General features: G+C 56.2%; 18 protein-coding genes. 5 read left to right on the forward strand and 13 right to left on the reverse strand.

Annotated elements, in window-relative coordinates; genetic code table 11:
• Positions 1–43: 43 nt before the first annotated feature.
• A complete protein-coding gene (locus tag FEM41_RS21770; protein WP_138098368.1) occupies positions 44–496 on the reverse strand; it encodes a DUF1198 family protein in 453 nt (150 codons plus the stop codon).
• Between the two features lie 321 nt (positions 497–817).
• Between FEM41_RS21770 and FEM41_RS21775 the strand changes: the two genes are divergently transcribed.
• Positions 818–1,174 carry an RcnB family protein gene (locus FEM41_RS21775; protein ID WP_138098370.1) on the forward strand — a complete coding sequence of 119 codons (357 nt, stop codon included), beginning with the start codon at positions 818–820 and terminating at the stop codon, positions 1,172–1,174.
• Here FEM41_RS21775 and FEM41_RS21780 read toward each other — a convergent pair.
• The 4 genes from FEM41_RS21780 to apbC form a co-directional block, all read right to left on the reverse strand.
• On the reverse strand, positions 1,136–1,861 hold the full coding sequence (locus FEM41_RS21780) for a helix-turn-helix domain-containing protein (protein ID WP_138098372.1): 726 nt from the start codon (positions 1,859–1,861) through the stop codon (positions 1,136–1,138). The genes FEM41_RS21775 and FEM41_RS21780 overlap by 39 nt on opposite strands.
• 390 nt (positions 1,862–2,251) lie before the next feature.
• A complete protein-coding gene (locus FEM41_RS21785) occupies positions 2,252–2,725 on the reverse strand; it encodes a hypothetical protein (protein ID WP_138098374.1) in 474 nt (157 codons plus the stop codon).
• Positions 2,709–3,608, reverse strand: coding sequence for a winged helix-turn-helix domain-containing protein (locus FEM41_RS21790; protein ID WP_168198844.1), 900 nt, complete (start codon positions 3,606–3,608; stop codon positions 2,709–2,711). The genes FEM41_RS21785 and FEM41_RS21790 overlap by 17 nt, the downstream gene beginning before the upstream one ends.
• Before the next feature lie 368 nt (positions 3,609–3,976).
• Positions 3,977–5,086, reverse strand: coding sequence for an iron-sulfur cluster carrier protein ApbC (apbC, locus tag FEM41_RS21795; protein ID WP_138098378.1), 1,110 nt, complete (start codon positions 5,084–5,086; stop codon positions 3,977–3,979).
• Positions 5,087–5,303: 217 nt separating this feature from the next.
• Between apbC and metG the strand changes: the two genes are divergently transcribed.
• Entirely contained in the window at positions 5,304–7,337 is a 2,034-nt protein-coding gene (gene metG / locus FEM41_RS21800) for a methionine--tRNA ligase (RefSeq protein ID WP_138098380.1), read from the forward strand.
• A 379-nt stretch (positions 7,338–7,716) separates the two neighbouring features.
• On the opposite strand, the gene FEM41_RS21805 is transcribed toward metG, so the two are convergent.
• On the reverse strand, positions 7,717–8,181 hold the full coding sequence (locus FEM41_RS21805) for a YehS family protein (protein WP_138098387.1): 465 nt from the start codon (positions 8,179–8,181) through the stop codon (positions 7,717–7,719).
• A gap of 138 nt (positions 8,182–8,319) precedes the next feature.
• Between FEM41_RS21805 and FEM41_RS25000 the strand changes: the two genes are divergently transcribed.
• On the forward strand, positions 8,320–8,427 hold the full coding sequence (locus tag FEM41_RS25000; RefSeq protein ID WP_241666544.1) for a hypothetical protein: 108 nt from the start codon (positions 8,320–8,322) through the stop codon (positions 8,425–8,427).
• On the opposite strand, the gene FEM41_RS21810 is transcribed toward FEM41_RS25000, so the two are convergent.
• From FEM41_RS21810 to bglX, 5 genes are all read right to left on the reverse strand, one after another.
• Positions 8,408–9,139, reverse strand: coding sequence for an ABC transporter permease (locus tag FEM41_RS21810; RefSeq protein ID WP_138098389.1), 732 nt, complete (start codon positions 9,137–9,139; stop codon positions 8,408–8,410). The genes FEM41_RS25000 and FEM41_RS21810 overlap by 20 nt on opposite strands.
• Entirely contained in the window at positions 9,136–10,083 is a 948-nt protein-coding gene (locus tag FEM41_RS21815; RefSeq protein ID WP_138098391.1) for an ABC transporter ATP-binding protein, read from the reverse strand. Before FEM41_RS21815 ends, FEM41_RS21810 begins: the two co-directional genes overlap by 4 nt.
• Positions 10,076–11,236: an ABC transporter permease gene (locus tag FEM41_RS21820; RefSeq protein WP_138098393.1), complete on the reverse strand. Its 1,161-nt coding sequence runs from the start codon at positions 11,234–11,236 to the stop codon at positions 10,076–10,078. Before FEM41_RS21820 ends, FEM41_RS21815 begins: the two co-directional genes overlap by 8 nt.
• Complete coding sequence (gene osmF / locus FEM41_RS21825; RefSeq protein WP_138098395.1) at positions 11,233–12,162, reverse strand: glycine betaine ABC transporter substrate-binding protein OsmF; 930 nt, start codon at positions 12,160–12,162, stop codon at positions 11,233–11,235. Before osmF ends, FEM41_RS21820 begins: the two co-directional genes overlap by 4 nt.
• 146 nt (positions 12,163–12,308) lie before the next feature.
• Entirely contained in the window at positions 12,309–14,606 is a 2,298-nt protein-coding gene (gene bglX, locus FEM41_RS21830; protein ID WP_138098397.1) for a beta-glucosidase BglX, read from the reverse strand.
• Between the two features lie 188 nt (positions 14,607–14,794).
• Between bglX and dld the strand changes: the two genes are divergently transcribed.
• Complete coding sequence (dld, locus tag FEM41_RS21835) at positions 14,795–16,549, forward strand: D-lactate dehydrogenase (protein ID WP_138098399.1); 1,755 nt, start codon at positions 14,795–14,797, stop codon at positions 16,547–16,549.
• A 39-nt stretch (positions 16,550–16,588) separates the two neighbouring features.
• Here dld and pbpG read toward each other — a convergent pair whose 3' ends face one another.
• Entirely contained in the window at positions 16,589–17,506 is a 918-nt protein-coding gene (gene pbpG, locus FEM41_RS21840) for a D-alanyl-D-alanine endopeptidase (RefSeq protein ID WP_138098401.1), read from the reverse strand.
• A gap of 168 nt (positions 17,507–17,674) precedes the next feature.
• Complete coding sequence (locus tag FEM41_RS21845; protein WP_138098403.1) at positions 17,675–18,262, reverse strand: Yip1 family protein; 588 nt, start codon at positions 18,260–18,262, stop codon at positions 17,675–17,677.
• 162 nt (positions 18,263–18,424) lie between these two features.
• Here FEM41_RS21845 and FEM41_RS21850 point away from each other — a divergent pair, with 162 nt between their 5' ends.
• The gene (locus FEM41_RS21850; RefSeq protein WP_138098405.1) at positions 18,425–19,009 is read left to right on the forward strand and encodes a DedA family protein; all 585 of its coding nucleotides are present in this window, start codon (positions 18,425–18,427) and stop codon (positions 19,007–19,009) included.
• Positions 19,010–19,017 lie beyond the last annotated feature (8 nt).

Below are 19,017 nucleotides of genomic sequence, written 5' to 3' on the forward strand. Positions count from 1 at the left end.
ATTGTGACAAACCTAACAGTTTACTAACAGTCTGACTGGGCGTTTAATGCAGCCAGCTCACGCTGTCCTGGTCACTGAATAACGCGTTATAGCGGGCCTGAAATAGCTGCAGTTCCTGCATATCCGGCTCCAGTTCGCGTAAAAAACCCATTGCCTGGCGAAGCTGGGCGTCACTCAGCGGTCCCGCCAGACGCGCCTTCTGCAACCGCCGATGCCAGGTCGCCATATTGTCGTCGCTGCCGTCCACAATACACACCTGCCAGACCAGCAGCGTCGCAGCCGCGCCTTGCAAATGCGCTTCGTCTGGACGGGACAGCCAGGCGATAAACTCCGCGCCTGGCGCCCTGCCCATCTGATCGACCATCGACTCAATGGACACTGGGGTGATACCCAGACGCTCGCTCAGCCGCTTTACCGCACGCCGTGAATCAGAAGTCAGCACTCTGAAACCGATAACAAAAACCACGACCAGGGTGGCCAGCATCAACCAAATCATTCAGTGACCCGTTTTCCGTCAGGGGGCAATATCATAGGGGAAAGCGCAGCGCTGCAACAGATCTCCGGCAGGGAAAAGCATGCCGCATCGCGATCCCCTTCACTAAAGCGTCACACTTTTTCGGCACAGTGAAACATTTACTGCCAGAATGACAATACTGAACACACAATCAGGCTTGCCGCCTCTGTGCCTACAGAGGATGATCGCAAAATATTGGGGTTCGTGGCCGCTGCTTCCCATTTTCGCATCCTGGAAGTTCAGCCGGTCGGCGCGCAAAACAAGGACGAGCCCCGTGATTGCCCATTTTTATCCGGAGTGATTATGGCCAGATCTAAAACGATGATGTTATCGATGCTGCTTACGCTGGGTAGCGTCCTGCCGATAACCACGCTGTACGCCCAGCAGCCCACTGACGGGGCGAAACCGGCGACCGAAACGTCGGAGTCCCATGAAATTAAGCAGTTCACCGCCGACTTCCAGCGCTTCGAAATTGGCGATATGGCACCGGAAACCTATCGCGGTAAAACCTATGAGATCGCCCAGTGGAAGCAGCGTAATCTTCCGGCGCCCCAGGCAGACAGCCACTGGACTTATATGGGCGGCAACTATGTGCTGATTTCCAATACTACAGGCAAGATCTTAAAGGCGGAATCCGGCGATATTTTCTACAGCCGCTAAGCTACTACTGACCATCGGTAGGGCTTCAACCTTCGGCAGGCTTTGCTCTTCATGCCAGTGAGGAATATGGACAGGCACTGGCTGAGCAGCCTGCTGAGGTTTTGACTCCGATTCAACGCGATCAACAATCATAGTCAGGTATTTGTACATCAGCGCATCATTCCAGTTATCCATGCCAAAGCGCCGGGCAACCTTTTTCTTGTGAGCGCTGACCGTTTTGCCGGAGATCTCCAGACGTTGCGCGATCTCTTTGGTTTCAACCCCACTCAGCAACATTCCCAGCACTTCCATTTCCCGATCTGAAATCATGCCCTGCGGTAGATCCTGGATTTTACTCAGACGAGACAGGATGTCATAAAATCCATGTCGGCTATGCTTTTTCGATGCAAAAAAAAGACCGTTACAGACAAAATAGCTATATTCCAGAGGCTGCTCTACCAGAAATACTGCTTTTAGCCCCTGCTGCCGGGTATAATTAATAGCATGTTCGACCAGGGATAAATCATCAAAGACAAACGCAAACATCGCATTATGGCAGCCTTCACGTTTACAACTTTCGATACTCGTGTTAAATTCCGCCGGGTTATTTACATGATAAGGCGAAATATTAATGGCACGAAATCCTGCTGTTTCCTCAATGCCAAGAAGATAATAGGTATCATTCGAAATAACATTTACATTCGTCATGTCGCATCCTCTGCATTATTCTGGACAGCCTTCCACCATCCGGATATTAAACCCAAAACAAATCCCAGAGAGAAAAGTTGTGTTTGTCCTTTACAGATATAAAAACACTTAGGGTCGTAACTGGCAGTGCTTTCGTTCGAATGCATAATCAGCGATTCCAGATAACCTAACAAGATAAATCCTATTATCATGATGAGATAAGAGTTATAAGATCCCCCTACAGAAAACTTTACACGTAACAATTTGATTTCTTTTGTTATTTACAAAAGAAACGCCATCTTATTTTGGTATTATTAGTCTGCTTGTGCGCTAAAAAAAACGTTCGCACACGGCCAGACGGCCTCTCCCCGGGGAAACGGACCTGCATCCGTTTCCCCAAAAGGGAGGAATTTAATCACAGAGAATGGCCGGAAACCCCGCCACCAGAATCATCAAGCTGTTTTCCCCGGCCCAGGTACGCTGTAGATTTAACAGATAACCTTTTTCAACAAAGAAATCGGGTAATACTGCCGCCAGCGCCGTGGTGGAGACATTTTCGTTGGATGCAGGAACGATCCGATCGCTATGTAACTGTTTCCCTTCATCCCGCTCCAGTTCCGTAAAGTGAATATAGCGATTGATCATCGTTTCCCTGTGCTGTCCATCTTCCATATAACCAGACAGCGCAGCAACGCCTTCACTGCGTCCCAGATGAAAACTGAGCAGCGTATACAGGGTATAATCTTCATTTTTTATCACTACCCGGGCGCTACAAACGAAGGTGTTATTTCGCCGCGAAGGTAGCTGATAAAAATAGACAACAACGGTAATAATAAGAAAAACAGCGACGACAGCGCTAATCACAACTTTATTTTTTTTCTTCATTATAAGGAGTCTTAACTGTTGGGCGATTAGGGTAATACCACGACAGGCAGTGCGCCTGGCGATTGGCTGTTGTCAGGCTATTGCTACAGGCCACAGCCGAGATCTTACGGGAGGTATCATACGCCGTAACATAGATAGCCTCCTGCTCATTGCACAGCTCGGGATGGTCGGCACTGAACTGCCGGTGGCGCTGAAAGTTCGTGGCATCGCTGTTATACAGCCAGGTACAGATCCCGGCTCCCGGTGCGTCTTTAACCACTTCATAACCGGCAAAAAAGTTACGACTTTCAGGGGAAATAATGTGCCACAACCCCGCAATCGCCAGTACCAGCAGCATGACCATCGCCAGACAGGTCGTGAGCGATAAACGCAGCGTTACACCGGACGCTTTGTTCGACGTAACCTCAGAGATTTGAGCTTCACTGCGCTGCGACATCAGTAGCGGCGGTACATCATCATCCACGATTTCGCCCTGAACGGCAGGCGCTTCCATTTCGGTCAGTTGCTCCCCGGCGCCATTTTGATACTGAATATCGGGCGGTGTTTCACTACTGTGTCGTTCCAGATGTATGCCGCCCATGATAAAGCCCTTACGCGGCAGGGTACGGATCATCTCCTGGCTCAGACCGATCTGAACCAGTGAGCGCCGCAGTATCAGCAGCGTTTGATACAGAGAATTATATTGGACCGTTTTATGTTGAACATCCCAGACAAACTCAATCAGTTCATCATGGCTAATTAACTTTTCATAATGCTCACAAAAGCATAACAAACATCTGGCAGAAATATTTGTTAATACCAGTATTTCACCGCTTTCATCATTAAATAGGGTACGTTCTTCGGGCGAGAACCGCACATTATTTAGCAAATAATAATCACCCATGGAATTATTCTTCATCTTAGAGATTTGTTACCCTGATTGATTCATATAACTACCCCGCGCCAGAGCCCATGGCTATGCACATCATCACGCTGGTTTGGGATCAATCTCATAAGTGGCATTTCTAATACATCTTATGTTGTAGATCAAACAAAATTGTGTAACACAGGAATAATCAACACTAAAAAGGTGGAATAATTTATTTTTCGATCATTTTAATTACATAACTAAAAAAAATAATCTACAAAATAGTAAGATTCATCCCAATACGCTGCGGTAACAGATAGAACGTCAAGAATTGTATAGGTAAATCGTCAAGATTTGTATAGAAAATATCAGGCCGCCTGAAATGGCGACCTGTTGTAAATCAATTAAACAGCACGAAAGGCGATTTCTCCGGGAATAATTTCCCCCTGCCAGTAGAGCTGCGCCGCCACTTTCCCTGCCAGCTGGCGGTAGAGGTCGGTAAACTCACTGTCCGGACGGCTAACCACCGTAGGCTCGCCGCGATCGAGATCTTCACGCAGCGAGATATGCAGCCGCATCTGCCCCAACAGCGCAGTGTTGTAGCTTTCAGCCAGCTTCTGAGCGCCGCCGGTACCGAAGATCGGTTCATGATGGCCACAGTTGCTGCAAATATGAATGCTCATGTTTTCGACAATACCCAGCACCGGCACTTCCACCTTCTCGAACATCACGATGCCTTTCTTCGCATCGATTAGCGCAATATCCTGCGGCGTGGTCACCACCAGCGCCCCGGTAACCGGGATATTCTGTGCCAGGGTCAATTGAATATCACCGGTGCCCGGCGGCATATCCAGCACCAGGTAGTCGAGATCCGGCCATAGCGTCTCCTGCAGTAACTGCATCAATGCCTTGCTGGCCATCGGCCCACGCCAGACCATAGCGTTATCATCCGTTACCAGATAGCCGATAGAGTTGGTCGCCAGGCCGTGAGAGATGACCGGCGCCATATGGGTGCCATCCGGCGAGGTCGGGCGCTCATGTTCGCTGCCAAGCATGGTGGGAATAGAGGGACCGTAGATATCGGCATCCAGAATCCCGACCTTCGCCCCTTCCGCCGCCAGCGCCAGCGCCAGGTTCACCGCCGTGGAGGATTTCCCGACGCCGCCTTTACCAGAGCTCACGGCAATGATGTTCTTCACTCCGTTAATGCCCGCCTGGTTTTTCACCCGCTTCAGGGTGGCAATACTGTAGCTCAGCTTCCAGTCAATAGCCTGGGCCCCGGTCAGCCGTAGCAGCTCCGGGCCGCACTCCGCCTTCAACGCTTCGAAGCCGCTGTTCCAGGCAAAAGGCATTTGCAGTTCAATATGGACAGTACCGTCGAGTAACGCCACGTGATGCAATGCCTTCAGGGCGGTAAGATTATGCTTTAACGTTGGATGTTGAAAATTAGCCAGCGTTCCGGCAACCATGGCGCGCAGGGCTTCCGGGGAACCGGCCGGGGATTGCGAATTCATCCCGACTCCTTTGTAGGTAGTAGTAGTTGTTGTCTGCGGACATTCACAGACTGCATCCGCTAATTATACATATGCCACGCCCGGGATTGACAGTCCGGGGGCACAGGAGAGCACAGTCGCCAGAGCGAGGAATAATTTGAACTGCCGTCGCTTTTGAGTTGAATCCCCTTCTGGTACTATCGATCTCCCTTTTTACTACGAAAGATTTATTGTCACTATGGCCCAAGTCGCAAAGAAAATACTGGTAACCTGCGCCCTGCCGTACGCCAACGGCTCCATCCACCTCGGTCACATGCTGGAGCATATCCAGGCTGATGTCTGGGTTCGGTACCAGCGAATGCGCGGCCATGAGGTCAACTTTATCTGTGCCGACGACGCCCACGGCACGCCGATCATGCTGAAAGCCCAGCAGCTCGGCATAACGCCGGAGCAGATGATTGGCGAAATGAGCCAGGAGCATCAGAAAGACTTCGCCGGGTTCAATATCAGCTATGACAACTACCACTCCACCCATAGCGAAGAGAACCGCGAGCTGTCATCGCTTATCTACAATCGCCTGAAAGAGAACGGTTTTATTAAAAACCGGACTATCTCTCAGCTCTACGATCCGGAAAAGGGCATGTTCCTGCCGGACCGTTTCGTGAAAGGCACCTGCCCGAAATGTAAGGCGGCGGACCAATACGGCGATAACTGCGAAGTGTGCGGCGCCACCTACAGCCCGACGGAGTTGATCGAACCGAAATCGGTGGTTTCCGGCGCCACGCCGGTGCTGCGCGAATCTGAGCACTTCTTCTTTGACCTGCCAGCCTTCAGTGAAATGCTGCAGGCCTGGACCCGCTCCGGCGCGCTGCAGGAGCAGGTCGCCAATAAGATGCAGGAGTGGTTTGAATCCGGTCTGCAGCAGTGGGATATCTCCCGCGATGCGCCCTACTTCGGTTTTGAAATTCCGGGGGCGCCGGGTAAATACTTCTACGTCTGGCTGGACGCGCCTATCGGTTATATGGGCTCGTTTAAGAACCTGTGCGACAAGCGTGGGGATCTTAACTTCGACGACTGGTGGAACAAGGATTCCGACGCCGAGCTCTATCACTTTATCGGCAAAGACATCGTCTACTTCCACAGCCTGTTCTGGCCAGCGATGCTGGAAGGTAGCGGCTTCCGTAAGCCGAACAACCTGTTTGTGCACGGTTACGTAACGGTAAACGGCGCCAAGATGTCCAAGTCGCGCGGCACCTTTATTAAAGCCAGCACCTGGCTGAAGCACTTTGACGCCGATAGCCTGCGCTATTACTACAGCGCCAAACTGTCACCACGTATTGACGATATCGATCTCAGCCTGGAAGACTTCGTTCAGCGGGTGAACAGCGACATCGTTAACAAGGTGGTTAACCTGGCCTCCCGTAATGCGGGCTTTATCGCCAAACGCTTCGGCGGCGAACTCTCTGCCGAACTGGACTCCCCCGCGCTGTATCAGAGCTTCGTCGATGCGGCACAGAGCATTGGCGACGCCTGGGAAAAACGCGAATTCAGCCGTGCCGTACGCGAAATTATGGCGCTGGCGGACCAGGCCAACCGCTACGTTGACGAAAAAGCGCCGTGGGTGGTGGCGAAACAGGAAGGCCGCGATGCCGACCTGCAGCGTATCTGCTCCATGGGTATCAACCTGTTCCGGGTGCTGATGACCTGGCTGAAGCCGGTTCTGCCGGAGCTTTCCGCCCGTGCGGAAGCCTTCCTGAACGTCGAACTGACCTGGGACGGCATCGCCCAACCGCTGCTCAGCCACAAGGTGAACCCGTTTAAGGCGCTGTATAGCCGTATCGATATGAAACAGGTCGACGCCCTGATCGAAGAGTCGAAAGAGGAAGTGAAGGCAAGCGCGGCGGCGCCGGTCAGCGGCCCGCTGGCGGATGACCCGATTCAGGAAACCATCACCTTTGACGACTTCGCCAAAGTGGATATGCGTATCGCTCTGATCGAGAACGCTGAGTTTGTTGAAGGCTCTGATAAGCTGCTGCGTCTGAGCCTGGATATCGGCGGCGAGAAGCGCAATATCTTCTCTGGCATTCGCTCCGCCTATCCGGATCCTCAGGCGCTGATCGGTCGCCTGACCATTATGGTCGCCAACCTGGCGCCGCGTAAAATGCGCTTTGGCGTATCGGAAGGCATGGTGATGGCCGCAGGTCCCGGGGGCAAGGATATCTTCCTGTTAAGCCCGGACAGCGGCGCTAAGCCTGGTCAGCAGGTGAAGTAAGCCCCCTCACCCCGGCCCTCTCCCCTGGGGGGAGAGGGAGAAAACCAGCATCCGCACATCCCCTATCCCCAGGGGAAGAGGGAGAAAACCAGTACCCGCCAGTCCCCTCTCCCCAGGGGGAAGGGGAGAAAACCAGTACCCGCCAGTCCCCTCTCCCCAGGGGGAGAGGGAGAAAACCACCACCCTCACATCCCCTATCCCCAGGGGGAAGGGGAGAAAACCAGTACCCGCCAGTCCCCTCTCCCCAGGGGGAGAGGGAGAAAACCACCACCCTCACATCCCCTATCCCCAGGGGAAGGGGAGAAAACCAGTACCCGCCAGTCCCCTCTCCCCTTTGGGGAGAGGGTTAGGGTGAGGGGTGAGGGGTAAGGGGTAAGGGCTACTCCCCATGCAGACGAGCTGCCAGTCCCCGCAGAAAATAGCGCATCATCTGGTCTCCGCATTCCCGATAGTTTTTATGGTCCGGCGCCCGCATAAACGCGGTGATTTCCGGCAGTGAAATCCGAAACTTCTGTTCGGTCAGAATCGCCAGAATATCGTCGGTTTTCAGCGCGAAGGCGATACGCAGCTTTTTCAGTACGATATTGTTGTTAACACGTCTGTCCACCGCCAGCGGCGGTGCATTTTCATCTTTCCCGCGCCGATCGTAAATCAGGCCGTTAAGAAAAGCAGACAGGATGATGTCCGGGCAGCGAACAAACCCCTCGTCATCTTCTTTCTTAAGCCAGGTCGTTAGCTGTTGAGCGCTGACGTCGGTACCGGCCAGCGCCAGAATCCGTAGCAGGTCGGGATTATTGGTTTTCAGGATGTAGCGCAGGCTACGAAGAATATCATTACTTAACATAAAGCCTTCAGAGTCCGGGATGCGGGGCGGCAGTGTATCATCGTTGCGGGCGACACTCTTCCTTTATCAGGCACGTAATGCTGGGTTAACCAACCGGTTTCAGGGTACAATCCAACCGTTAACATGAAGAGGTAACCGATGAAACCAGGAAAAATCGCCATCATTGGCGCAATGGTCGTGCTGGCTCTGGGCGGGATTAGCGGTGTGATGCTGGCAGGGTATTCCATTATTCTGCATGGTAATTAAGCCGACGCAGCCACAGCCCGAAGGCGCGGTCGATAACGATAGCCATCAGCGCTACCAGTAGCGCCCCCTGCAGAACATAGGCCGTATTAAAGGCGCTCAGACCGATAATCACCGGTGTTCCCAGGCTATTGACCCCGACTGTCGAGGCCAGGGTCGCAGTTCCGATATTGATCACCGTCGAGGTTCGTACACCGGCCAGAATCACCGGCGCCGCCAGCGATAGTTCCACCTGCCACAGCCGCCGCCACGACCCCATGCCCACGCCGCTGGCCACCTGTTTAACCTCGACCGGCACCACCGCCAGCCCCGCAAGGGTTCCCTGAAGTACCGGCAGCAGACCATACAGCGCCAGGGCGATTAATGCCGGCAGCGCGCCAAATCCCATCACGGGCACCGCCACCGCCAGTACCGCCACCGGCGGGAAGGTCTGTCCTACGGCGGCAATGGTCTCCACCAGCGGGCGAAATTCCCGCCCCCCCGGACGACTGACCGCCAGCCCCAGCCCCAGCCCGATAGCCACGGCGACCAGTTCTGATACCACCACCAGCGCCAGATGCGCCAGCGTCAGGGAGGCAAAGCTCTGCTGATGCCACAGCGGATTAGCCAGATCCGGAAACAGCCAGCGGAATAGTGGTTCGCTGTACGGCAGGCCATAGAGCAGCGCGCCAAACAGTAGCACCAGCCAGATAAGCGGTTCACGCAGCCACCTCATGGCATGGACTCCTGCTCCTGTGCCGCCAGATCGCAAAAGTGCAGCACCCCGCGCCGCTCCCCGCTGGCCGATTTTACCGGCAGACGCTGGCAGCCCTGCTCCACAAAACGGGACAGCGCCTCACGCAGCGTCATCTGTTCATCGATGGGTTCGACCCCTTCCAGCCATTCGCCGGGGCGCAGCCATTGCCCGACGGCGCGACGCGCCAGCAAACGCACGCCCAGTTCACTGCCGCCGAAGAAGTCCCGTACAAAGGGCGTGGCCGGGCGGGTCAACAGCTCTGCGGGACTCCCCTGCTGAATCACCCGGCCCTGATCCATCACCACCAGCCTGTCGGCCAGCAGCAGCGCCTCATCCACGTCGTGAGTCACCAGCACAAAGGTGCGCCCCTGTAGCTGATGGATGCGTCGCACCTCCTGCTGAAGCGAGCCGCGGGTCACCGGATCCAGCGCCCCAAAGGGTTCGTCCATCAATAGTACCTCGGGATCGGCCGCCAGCGCTCTGGCTACCCCCACCCGCTGCTGCTGACCTCCGGAAAGCTGATGCGGATAGCTGTTGCGAAACCGGCCATCCTCCAGCCCAAGCAGCGCCAGCAGTTCGTCGATTCGCGCCTCGATTCTGGCGCGCTCCCAGCCCAGCAGGCTGGGGACCGTGGCGATATTGCGGGCCACGGTCCAGTGAGGGAACAGCCCCACCGACTGGATGGCGTAGCCAATGCGCCGCCGCAGGCTTTTTACTTCAATGCGCCGCACATCCTGGCCGCCAAATAGCAAAGTCCCGCTATCGTGCGGCTCCAGCCGGTTAATCATCTTAAGCGTGGTCGATTTTCCAGACCCGGAACTGCCCAGCAGTACGGTAAAAGCGCCTTCCGGACAGTGCAGGTTGAGATCGCTGACCGCCGCCACGCCGTCGTAATATTTACTGACGCCGTTAAACTCAATCATCAGTTATGGCCTTAAGATTCGAAATTATCAGGTTAAAAAGCCCGTCCACCAGCACCGCCAGGGCAATCACCGGGATCACCCCCAGCAGCACCAGATCCAGCGCGCTACTAAGCAGCCCCTGGAACACCAGCGCCCCAAAACCTCCGGCGCCGATAAGCGCGGCGATGGTGCCCATACCCACCGTCTGTACGGCCACCAGGCGGATCCCGCGCAGTAACACCGGTGCCGCCAGCGGCGCTTCCACCTGCCAGAAGATCCGGGAGCCGGACATCCCCATACCGCGGGCGCTTTCCATGACCTGACGCGGCGTTTGATCCAGCCCGGCCACTACGCTACGGGTCAGCGGCAGCAGCGCATAAAGTACCAGGGCAATCAGCGCCGGAGCCAGGCCTGTGCCGGAGACCCCGATTTCCCCCAGCCACGGCCAGGCGCGTGACAGCCCCGCCAGCGGCGCAATCAGTAACCCGAACAGCGCCACGGAGGGGATGGTCTGGATAATATTGAGCAGGGTAAATACCGGACCGCGCAGTCCGGGACGACGCCGACACCACAGCCCCAGCGGCACACCGATAAGCAGCGCCGGAATCAGGGTGCCGGCCACCAGCAGCAGGTGGCGCCAGAAGGCGTCCTGGAACACCATCCGCCGGTTGGCGTACTCTTTAAGTAGAGACAGCTCATCGAAGCGACCGACCGCCAGCATCAGCAGCGGCAACAGCCAGATTTGCGCCTGTAACAGCCAGCGCAGCAGCGGACGTCGGGTCAGGCGTCGCGTGGCGTCGTGACACAGAAGCAGGCAGAGAGCCATCAGCAGCCAGAAACCACCGCCCGGCGAGGTCCGGGCAATGGCGCTCCCCTGGCGGGCCAGTTCATCGGCGCTACGGCCAAGCTGCAACAGCAGTAGCAGAAACAGCACTTCGCCCCACAGCAGGGTCAGCCCCAGGGTGCGAGGGCGCTGGACGACAAAGGCCAACGCCAGCAGTCCCCCCAGCCCGGGCAACAGCCAAAGGGCCGGGCCGCCGGGCACGGCAAACAGCGTGAGCGGCTCGCCGGAAACCAGCCGATTAGGAGCGTAGCTGACAAACGGCAACGCCAGCGACAGGAGCATCAGGGCGCACAGCAGCAGGGTGACGCGGTTATAACAGCGAGGCATCAGCCCTGAGCGCCTGCCAGTCCTTTATCTCGCAGCCACTGGGCGGCGACCTGCTTTGCATCGACCCCTTCTACGGCGATCTTCGCATTCAACTGCTGGAGCGTTTTCTCGTCCAGCGCCCGGAACACCGGATCCAGCCACTGCGCCATCTGCGGATATTCCTTAAGTACCGCTTCACGTACCACCGGAGCCGGAGCATAGACAGGCTGAACCCGCTGAGGATCGCTCAGGGTTTGCAAGCCCAGCGCCGCTACCGGGCCGTCGGTGCCGTAGGCCATAGCGCCATTCACGCCAGAGGTCTGTTGCGCCGCCGCCCGCAGGGTCACTGCGGTGTCGCCCCCGGCAAGCGACAGTAGCTGGTCGGGCTTAAGTTTAAAGCCATAGGCTTTTTCAAAGGCCGGTAACGCATCCTGACGTTCGATAAATTCCGCCGAGGCCGCCAGTTTAAATTCACCGCCCTCTTTCAGATAGCGGCTGAGATCCGCCATAGATTTCAGTTTGTTATCCTGAGCCAGCTCCTGGCGTACCGCAATGGTCCAGCCGTTATTGGCCGATGCGGGCGTCAGCCAGATCAGCTTGTTTTTCTGCGCATCGAGATTTTTGACTTTCTGGTAACCCTTTGTGGGATCTTTCCACACCGGATCCTGTTGATCTTTAAAGAACAGCGCGCCGTTACCGGTATATTCCGGGTAGATATCCAGTTCACCGGCAGTAATGGCGCCGCGCACCACGGGCGTAGTGCCAAGCTGCAGTTTATTAACGGTTTTCACACCGTGGCTTTCCAACACCTGCAAAATAATATTACCTAACAGCGAACCTTCAGTATCGATTTTGGACCCCACCGTAACCGGCTGCGCCGCGCCAGCCGAAGCCGCGCTCAGCATCAATCCCAGCGCCACTGCCCATCCCTGCCATTTCCCGATTTTCATCCCGTTCCTCTCACTTTTGTTATGGGTGAATACAACAGCATGGACGAAAAAAGCCAAAAGTGACCAGCGAAGCCCATACAATTGCGGTCGCATCACGATTCCAGCATGCAAAACGCATCGGGGCCGCTATTTTCGGCCCCGATCGATCACTTCAGTTCAAATTCCGCCTGTTTGACCCGGGCGGAATCCTGACCGATGTACACCCGGAATTTACCCGGCTCGGCGTCATATTTCATCTGCGCGTTCCAGAACTTCAGCGCATTAACGTCGATGGGGAAACTAACGGTCTGACTTTCACCCGGCTTCAGAGTCACCTTTTTAAAGGCCTTTAGCTCTTTCACCGGACGGCTCATGGTGGCGGTCACATCCTGCAAGTACATCTGCACCGCCATCGCCCCTTCCCGCTTACCGGTATTATTCACCGTAACGCTGGCGGTCAGTTTACCGTCGTGGGTCATGGTCGGCGCCGACAGACTCACATCCGATACCGAGAAAGTGGTGTAACTCAGGCCAAAGCCGAACGGGAACAGCGCGCCGTTAGCTTCGTCGAAGTAGCGCGAGGTGTATTTGTTCGGACGATCGGCATTATAGGGTCGTCCGGTGTTCAGATGGTTGTAGTAGACCGGAATCTGTCCCACCGAGCGCGGGAACGACATCGGCAGCTTACCGGAAGGGTTATAGTCGCCAAACAGCACATCGGCGATAGCATTTCCCCCTTCGGTCCCGGCAAACCAGGTTTCCAGCATAGCGTCGGCCTGCTGGTTTTCCCGCACCAGCGAGAGCGGGCGCCCGTTCATCAGCACCAGTACCAGCGGCTTGCCGGTGTCCTTCATGGCCGCTATCAGCCGACGCTGGCTTTCCGGAATGCCAATGCTGGTACGGCTGGACGCTTCATGGGCCATCCCCTGGGATTCCCCCACCACGGCCACCACCACATCGGCCTGCTTCGCTGTCGCTACCGCTTCATCGATCATCTGCTGCGGCGTGCGCTTCTCTTCCGGTACCGCTTTTTCGTACAGGTTCAGGAAGTCAATCATGCCTTTGTCGTCGGTGATACTGGCGCCTTTGGCATACAGGATCGAAGCCTTATCTCCGGCCACGTTCTTCATGCCCTGCAGTACGGTCACCGACTGCTCTTTTACTCCGGCCGCCGACCAGCTACCCATAATATCGCGCTGACTGTCCGCCAGCGGTCCCACCACCGCGATGGTGCCAGACTTTTTAAGCGGCAGCGTCTCCAGCCGGTTTTTCAGCAGCACCAGACTTTCACGAGCGACGGCCCGCGCCTCTTCGCGATGCAGACGACTTTCGTCGTTGGTGTTTTTTGGATCGGACTCTTTGGGACCCAGATGATTATAGGGGTCGTTAAACAGCCCCATATCGTATTTCACGTTCAGCACGTGACGGGTCGCGTCGTCCAGAGTTTCCATAGAGACTTCGCCGCTCTTCACCAGCTCCGGCAAATATTTGCTGTAGTACTCGTCGCTCATGCTCATATCGACGCCAGCATTGAGCGCCACCCGCACCGCATCCCGCGGATCGCTGGCAACGCCGTGATTAATCAGCTCCTTAATGGCACCGTGATCGGAAATCGTAATCCCCTTAAAGCCCCACTCTTTACGCAGCACATCTTTCAGCAGCCAGCTATTAGAGGTAGCGGGCGTTCCGTTGATGGAATTAAGCGCCACCATCACCCCACCGCTTCCGGCATCCAGACCGGCCTTATAGGGCGGCAGGTAGTCATTGAACAGACGCTGGGGGCTCATATCCACCGTGTTGTACTCTTTACCGCCTTCAACTGCGCCGTAGGCGGCATAGTGCTTAACGCTGGTCATCACCGAATAGCGCTCCGCCGGGCTTTTGCCCTGCATCGCCTCGACCATGGCGCGCCCCATCACGGAAGTCAGGTAAGTATCTTCACCAAAGCCTTCAGACACCCGCCCCCAGCGCGGATCGCGCGAAACATCGACCATGGGTGCCCAGGTCATATTCAGACCATCGTCCGCCGCTTCATAAGCCGATACCCGCCCCACGGTTCTGACCGTATCCAGGTTAAAGGTGGACGCCAGGCCCAGACTGATGGGGAAAATAGTGCGTTGACCGTGGAGCACATCGAAGGCGAAGAACAGCGGAATTTTCAGGCGGCTGAGGGACATCGCCTGGTCCTGCATGGCGCGGATATCCGGCCGGGTCACGGTATTAAAAATCGCCCCGACCTGGCCCTCTTTGATCATGTCACGTATGGCTTCTTTCGGATTATCCGGACCGACACTGATAAGCCTTAGCTGACCAATCTTCTCATCCGTGGTCATCTTCTTTAGCAAATCGCTGACAAACGCATCCCGCGCCTGCGGGGTCATGGGGTGATTACCGATTAAATCGTCAGCCAACGCTGGCTGAAGCGCCAGCCCCACGGCAACGCCTACAGAACAAAGCCATTTCATCTAATACACTCTCTTGTCTCGATATTCAGCGGCAGGAGCTGGCAGCCGCCTCGTCCTGATATGCATAGCAGTTTGCCACAAGCGAAACCGCGTAAGAAATGTTATAGCCTGATCTTTCGGTGTTTTCTCTGTGAACGTTATATTCTGAGAGCTATCATTAATTATCTATTGGCCACAAGGAGTGGAGTATGTCACCTACAGCGACCCGCAACAGCGCTGAGCTCATCAATGAACTGACCCGTCACGTTGGTCATTCCCATATTCTCACCGAACCGGCCAAAACCGCCCGTTACCGACGGGGTTTCCGTTCTGGCGAAGGAAATGCGCTGGCGGTGGTTTTTCCGGGTAGCCTGCTGGAACTGTGGCGGGTGCTGAAGGCCTGTGTGGATGCCGATGCCATTATTCTGATGCAGGCCGCCAACACTGGCCTGACCGAAGGTTCGACCCCCAGTGGCAACGACTACGATCGAGAGATCGTCATCATCAGCACCCTGCGTCTGGATAAACTTCAACTGCTGGATAACGGCGAGCAGGTGCTGGCCTTCCCGGGTACCACGCTCTACACCCTGGAAAAGGCCCTGAAGCCGCTGGGCCGTGAACCGCACTCGGTGATCGGATCCTCCTGCATTGGCGCTTCGGTGATTGGCGGCATCTGCAATAACTCCGGCGGCTCGCTGGTACAGCGCGGCCCGGCCTATACCGAAATGGCTCTGTTCGCCCGCATTGATGAACAGGGTAAGCTAACTCTGGTGAACCACCTGGGCATTGAGCTGGGGGAAACGCCGGAGCAGATTCTTGGCCGTCTGGACGACGAACGGGTGCGCCCCGAAGACGTTCGGCACGACCAGCGTCAGGCCTCTGACCATAGCTACAGCGATCGGGTGCGCGATGTCGAAGCCGATACGCCATCACGCTATAACGCCAACCCTGAAAAACTGTTCGAAGCCTCCGGCTGCGCCGGTAAGCTGGCGGTTTTTGCCGTGCGTCTGGACACCTTCCCGGCGGAAAAACAGCAGGAAGTGTTCTACATCGGCACCAATCAGCCGGAAGTACTGACCGAAATCCGCCGCCATATTCTGGCTAACTTTAAGCATCTGCCGGTGGCTGGTGAGTACATGCACCGCGATATCTACGATATTGCAGAGGTTTACGGCAAAGACACCTTCCTGATGATCGATAAGATGGGCACCGACAAAATGCCCTTCTTCTTCACCATGAAGGGGCGGACCGATGCATTGCTGGAACGTGTGCCTTTCGTGAAACCCCACTTTACCGACCGCTTTATGCAAAAGCTAAGCACTCTGTTCCCGGCCCATCTGCCGCCGCGGATGAAGAGCTGGCGTGATAAATATGAACATCACCTGCTGCTGAAGATGGCGGGCGATGGCATTCACGAGGCCCGGGAGTGGCTTTCACAGTACTTCCGTGAAGCGGAGGGAGACTTCTTTGCCTGTACCGCCGAAGAGGGTGCCAAAGCCTTCCTGCACCGCTTTGCCGCTGCCGGCGCCGCAATACGCTACCATGCGGTACACACCGAGGAGGTCGAGGATATCGTAGCGCTGGATATCGCCCTGAAGCGCAACGATCGCGACTGGTTCGAGCAGCTACCGCCGGAGATCGACAGCCAGCTGGTGCATAAGCTCTACTACGGTCACTTTATGTGTTATGTCTTCCATCAGGACTATATCGTGAAGAAAGGGGTGGATCCCCATGCGGTCAAGGATCAGATGCTGGCGCTGCTGCGTGAGCGCGGCGCTCAGTATCCGGCAGAGCATAACGTCGGCCATCTGTACGAAGCGCCGGAAAGCCTGCGTACCTTCTATAAGGCCAACGACCCGACCAACAGCATGAATCCCGGTATCGGCAAGACCAGTAAGCTGAAGTACTGGGGCGAGTGCGGGTGTGGACAGAATCACGACCCCGCCGCTCATAAAGAGGCGTAATCCCCAGACTGGCGCCTGGACGGGCGCCGGTTAATTTCCTCAATTTTCCGCGATCTGTCCCGCACGCTCTTTTTTATAGGCCAGCGCGGCGGCAGGCACCGGTTTTACCTCGCCGGTTTCAAGCCAGGTGCGCAGGCGGCTGGCGTCAGCAAAGTGGGTATATTTGCCGAAAGCGTCCATCAACACCAGCGCCACCCGGCGGCCATTAATGGTAGTGCGCATCACCAGACAGTGGCCGGCTGCGTTGGTAAAGCCGGTTTTAGTCAGTTGAATATTCCAGCCGCTGCGACGCACCAGGTGGTTGGTGTTACGGAACGGCAGACTGTAGGCGGGATGGCTAAAGGTGGCGGTGTCTTCCACCGTGGTGCTCAGATTGCCCAGCAGCGGATAGCGCTGGCTGGCGATCAGCAGTTTAGTCAGGTCTCGGGCGGTGGAGACGTTGCTTTCGGAAAGCCCGGTGGGCTCCACAAAATGGGTATGGGTCATGCCCAGGGCTTTCGCTTTGGCGTTCATGGCGCGGATAAAAGCGTCATAGCCGCCGGGATAGTGGTGCGCCAGGCTCGCAGCGGCGCGGTTTTCCGAGGCCATCAGCGCCAGTAGCAGCATATCGTGACGGCTGATCTGGCTACCTAATCGTACCCGGGAATAGACCCCTTTCATCTCCGGCGTATGGCTGATGTCCACTGACAGCTTTTCGTTAAGCGGCAGCTTCGCATCCAGCACCACCATCGCGGTCATCAGCTTAGAAACCGAAGCGATAGGCCGCACCACATCAGGATGGCTCGACCAGATGGTCTTATTGGTCGCCAGATCCACAAGCATGGCGCTGCCAGAGGCAATCTGCGGCGTGGCGGCATGGGAAGCGGCAGCGCTGGTCGTGGCAGCGGCAGTGGAAGGCGCAAAAGGAACAGCTAGCATCAGCGCAAGGCTGAACAGGGAAAGACGGAGTTTCGGCATGATCGGCTTCAAATTGTTCACGGGAAAATAGCATTAGCCGCTGCCGTCAGCCTCAGAGACGCGACGACGTGCGGAAACGGCATCATATCCGCCCCCAATCATCCTCGCCAGCCGGGAATCGTCACTAAATGCTGCGCCGAGCGCGAAATCGGCACGGCGCAGCCGTTTTCAGAATAATCTATATCCGTAGCCCCACAGCACGACCGTCAGGGCCAGCAGTACCTCCAGCACCAGTACGCCAATCGCCAGGGTCGAACTGGAGAAGCTCAACCCTTCATCGCGGGTGATATTCAGGAAGGTGGGGATCCCCACGTACAGCAGATAGCCGGTGTAGCACAACGCGATGGTGCCTACCAGCACGCAGAGCCAGACCAGAGGATAGAGCGCCACAATGCCGCTCAGAAACAGCGGCGTCGCCACATAACCGGCGAACACCATACAGCGCGCCAGAGAAGGACGCTGCGGATAGTTGCGCGCCATCCACCAAATGACCCGCCCCATGACCGCCACCCCGGCCAGCATCAGGGCGTAGAACAGTACGGCAAGCCCAATCCCGGTCCCCAGCGACAGCTGAAGGTAGTTGTCCGCGCCAAAGTTCCAGCCAATCTGCGTGGTGCCGATAAAGGCGCAAATCACCGGAATCGCCGCCATAATCAGCACGTGGTGCAGATAGTGGTGCGATACCGTTTCGTTTTCACGCTTAATGGTCTGCATTTCACGATCGGGATGGGAAAACAGCCCCCAGACATGGTTCATAGTAACCTCCCTCATCTCATGATGCCGCGCTACCGCGTCTGGTTAATTATAGATTATTTTATGAGCATCTCCGGCGGGAGAGCGGCGCCGTTGAGACTGACGATGGCCTGTGGGTGTATGCTTAAGGCTCAGGCACGCGCCAGAGTAAGGTTTTATCAGTCAATGGATATTAATAATTTAATCAGCCACTACGGCTACGCTGCGCTGGTGATTGGCAGTCTGGCGGAAGGCGAAACCATCACTCTGCTCGGCGGCGTGGCCGCACATCAGGGGCTGCTTAAGTTTCCGCTGGTGGTGGCCGCAGTCGCGCTCGGTGGGATGATCGGCGATCAGCTCCTCTATCTGGTAGGGCGCCGCTTCGGTAATGGCCTGCTGAAGTGCTTTCCACGCCATCAAAAACAGATTGCCCGGGCGCGCAGTATGATTAATCATCGCCCCTGGCTGTTCGTCATCGGCACCCGCTTTATGTACGGTTTCCGGATCATTGGTCCGATCCTGATTGGCGCCAGCCGCCTGCCGCCGCGCATCTTCCTGCCGCTCAATATTCTGGGCGCGATAGTCTGGGCCACTCTGTTCAGCGCGCTGGGTTACCTGGGCGGCGAGGTGATTGCCCCCTGGCTGCACAAATTCGATCAGCATATTAAGCATCTGGTCTGGCTGCTGCTGGTGATTGCCCTGGTGTGGCTGGTGCGTATCTGGCTGAAACGGCGCAGTGCGCGCGAAAGCAAGGATAACAACGCGGGCTGACGCCCCTA

The organism is Jejubacter calystegiae, assembly GCF_005671395.1.
Classification (GTDB): domain Bacteria; phylum Pseudomonadota; class Gammaproteobacteria; order Enterobacterales; family Enterobacteriaceae; genus Jejubacter; species Jejubacter calystegiae.

Coding starts and splice junctions, on each gene's coding strand:
- FEM41_RS21805 (WP_138098387.1), bottom strand. CDS start 8,181: ATGTTAAGTAATGATATTCTTCGTAGCCTGCGCTACATCCTGAAAACC.
- FEM41_RS21785 (WP_138098374.1), bottom strand. CDS start 2,725: ATGAAGAAAAAAAATAAAGTTGTGATTAGCGCTGTCGTCGCTGTTTTT.
- osmF (WP_138098395.1), bottom strand. CDS start 12,162: ATGAAAATCGGGAAATGGCAGGGATGGGCAGTGGCGCTGGGATTGATG.
- FEM41_RS25000 (WP_241666544.1), top strand. CDS start 8,320: ATGAAACCAGGAAAAATCGCCATCATTGGCGCAATGGTCGTGCTGGCT.
- pbpG (WP_138098401.1), bottom strand. CDS start 17,506: ATGCCGAAACTCCGTCTTTCCCTGTTCAGCCTTGCGCTGATGCTAGCT.
- bglX (WP_138098397.1), bottom strand. CDS start 14,606: ATGAAATGGCTTTGTTCTGTAGGCGTTGCCGTGGGGCTGGCGCTTCAG.
- FEM41_RS21770 (WP_138098368.1), bottom strand. CDS start 496: ATGATTTGGTTGATGCTGGCCACCCTGGTCGTGGTTTTTGTTATCGGT.
- FEM41_RS21775 (WP_138098370.1), top strand. CDS start 818: ATGGCCAGATCTAAAACGATGATGTTATCGATGCTGCTTACGCTGGGT.
- FEM41_RS21845 (WP_138098403.1), bottom strand. CDS start 18,262: ATGAACCATGTCTGGGGGCTGTTTTCCCATCCCGATCGTGAAATGCAG.
- apbC (WP_138098378.1), bottom strand. CDS start 5,086: ATGAATTCGCAATCCCCGGCCGGTTCCCCGGAAGCCCTGCGCGCCATG.
- FEM41_RS21810 (WP_138098389.1), bottom strand. CDS start 9,139: ATGAGGTGGCTGCGTGAACCGCTTATCTGGCTGGTGCTACTGTTTGGC.
- dld (WP_138098399.1), top strand. CDS start 14,795: ATGTCACCTACAGCGACCCGCAACAGCGCTGAGCTCATCAATGAACTG.
- metG (WP_138098380.1), top strand. CDS start 5,304: ATGGCCCAAGTCGCAAAGAAAATACTGGTAACCTGCGCCCTGCCGTAC.
- FEM41_RS21815 (WP_138098391.1), bottom strand. CDS start 10,083: ATGATTGAGTTTAACGGCGTCAGTAAATATTACGACGGCGTGGCGGCG.
- FEM41_RS21780 (WP_138098372.1), bottom strand. CDS start 1,861: ATGACGAATGTAAATGTTATTTCGAATGATACCTATTATCTTCTTGGC.
- FEM41_RS21790 (WP_168198844.1), bottom strand. CDS start 3,608: ATGGGTGATTATTATTTGCTAAATAATGTGCGGTTCTCGCCCGAAGAA.
- FEM41_RS21850 (WP_138098405.1), top strand. CDS start 18,425: ATGGATATTAATAATTTAATCAGCCACTACGGCTACGCTGCGCTGGTG.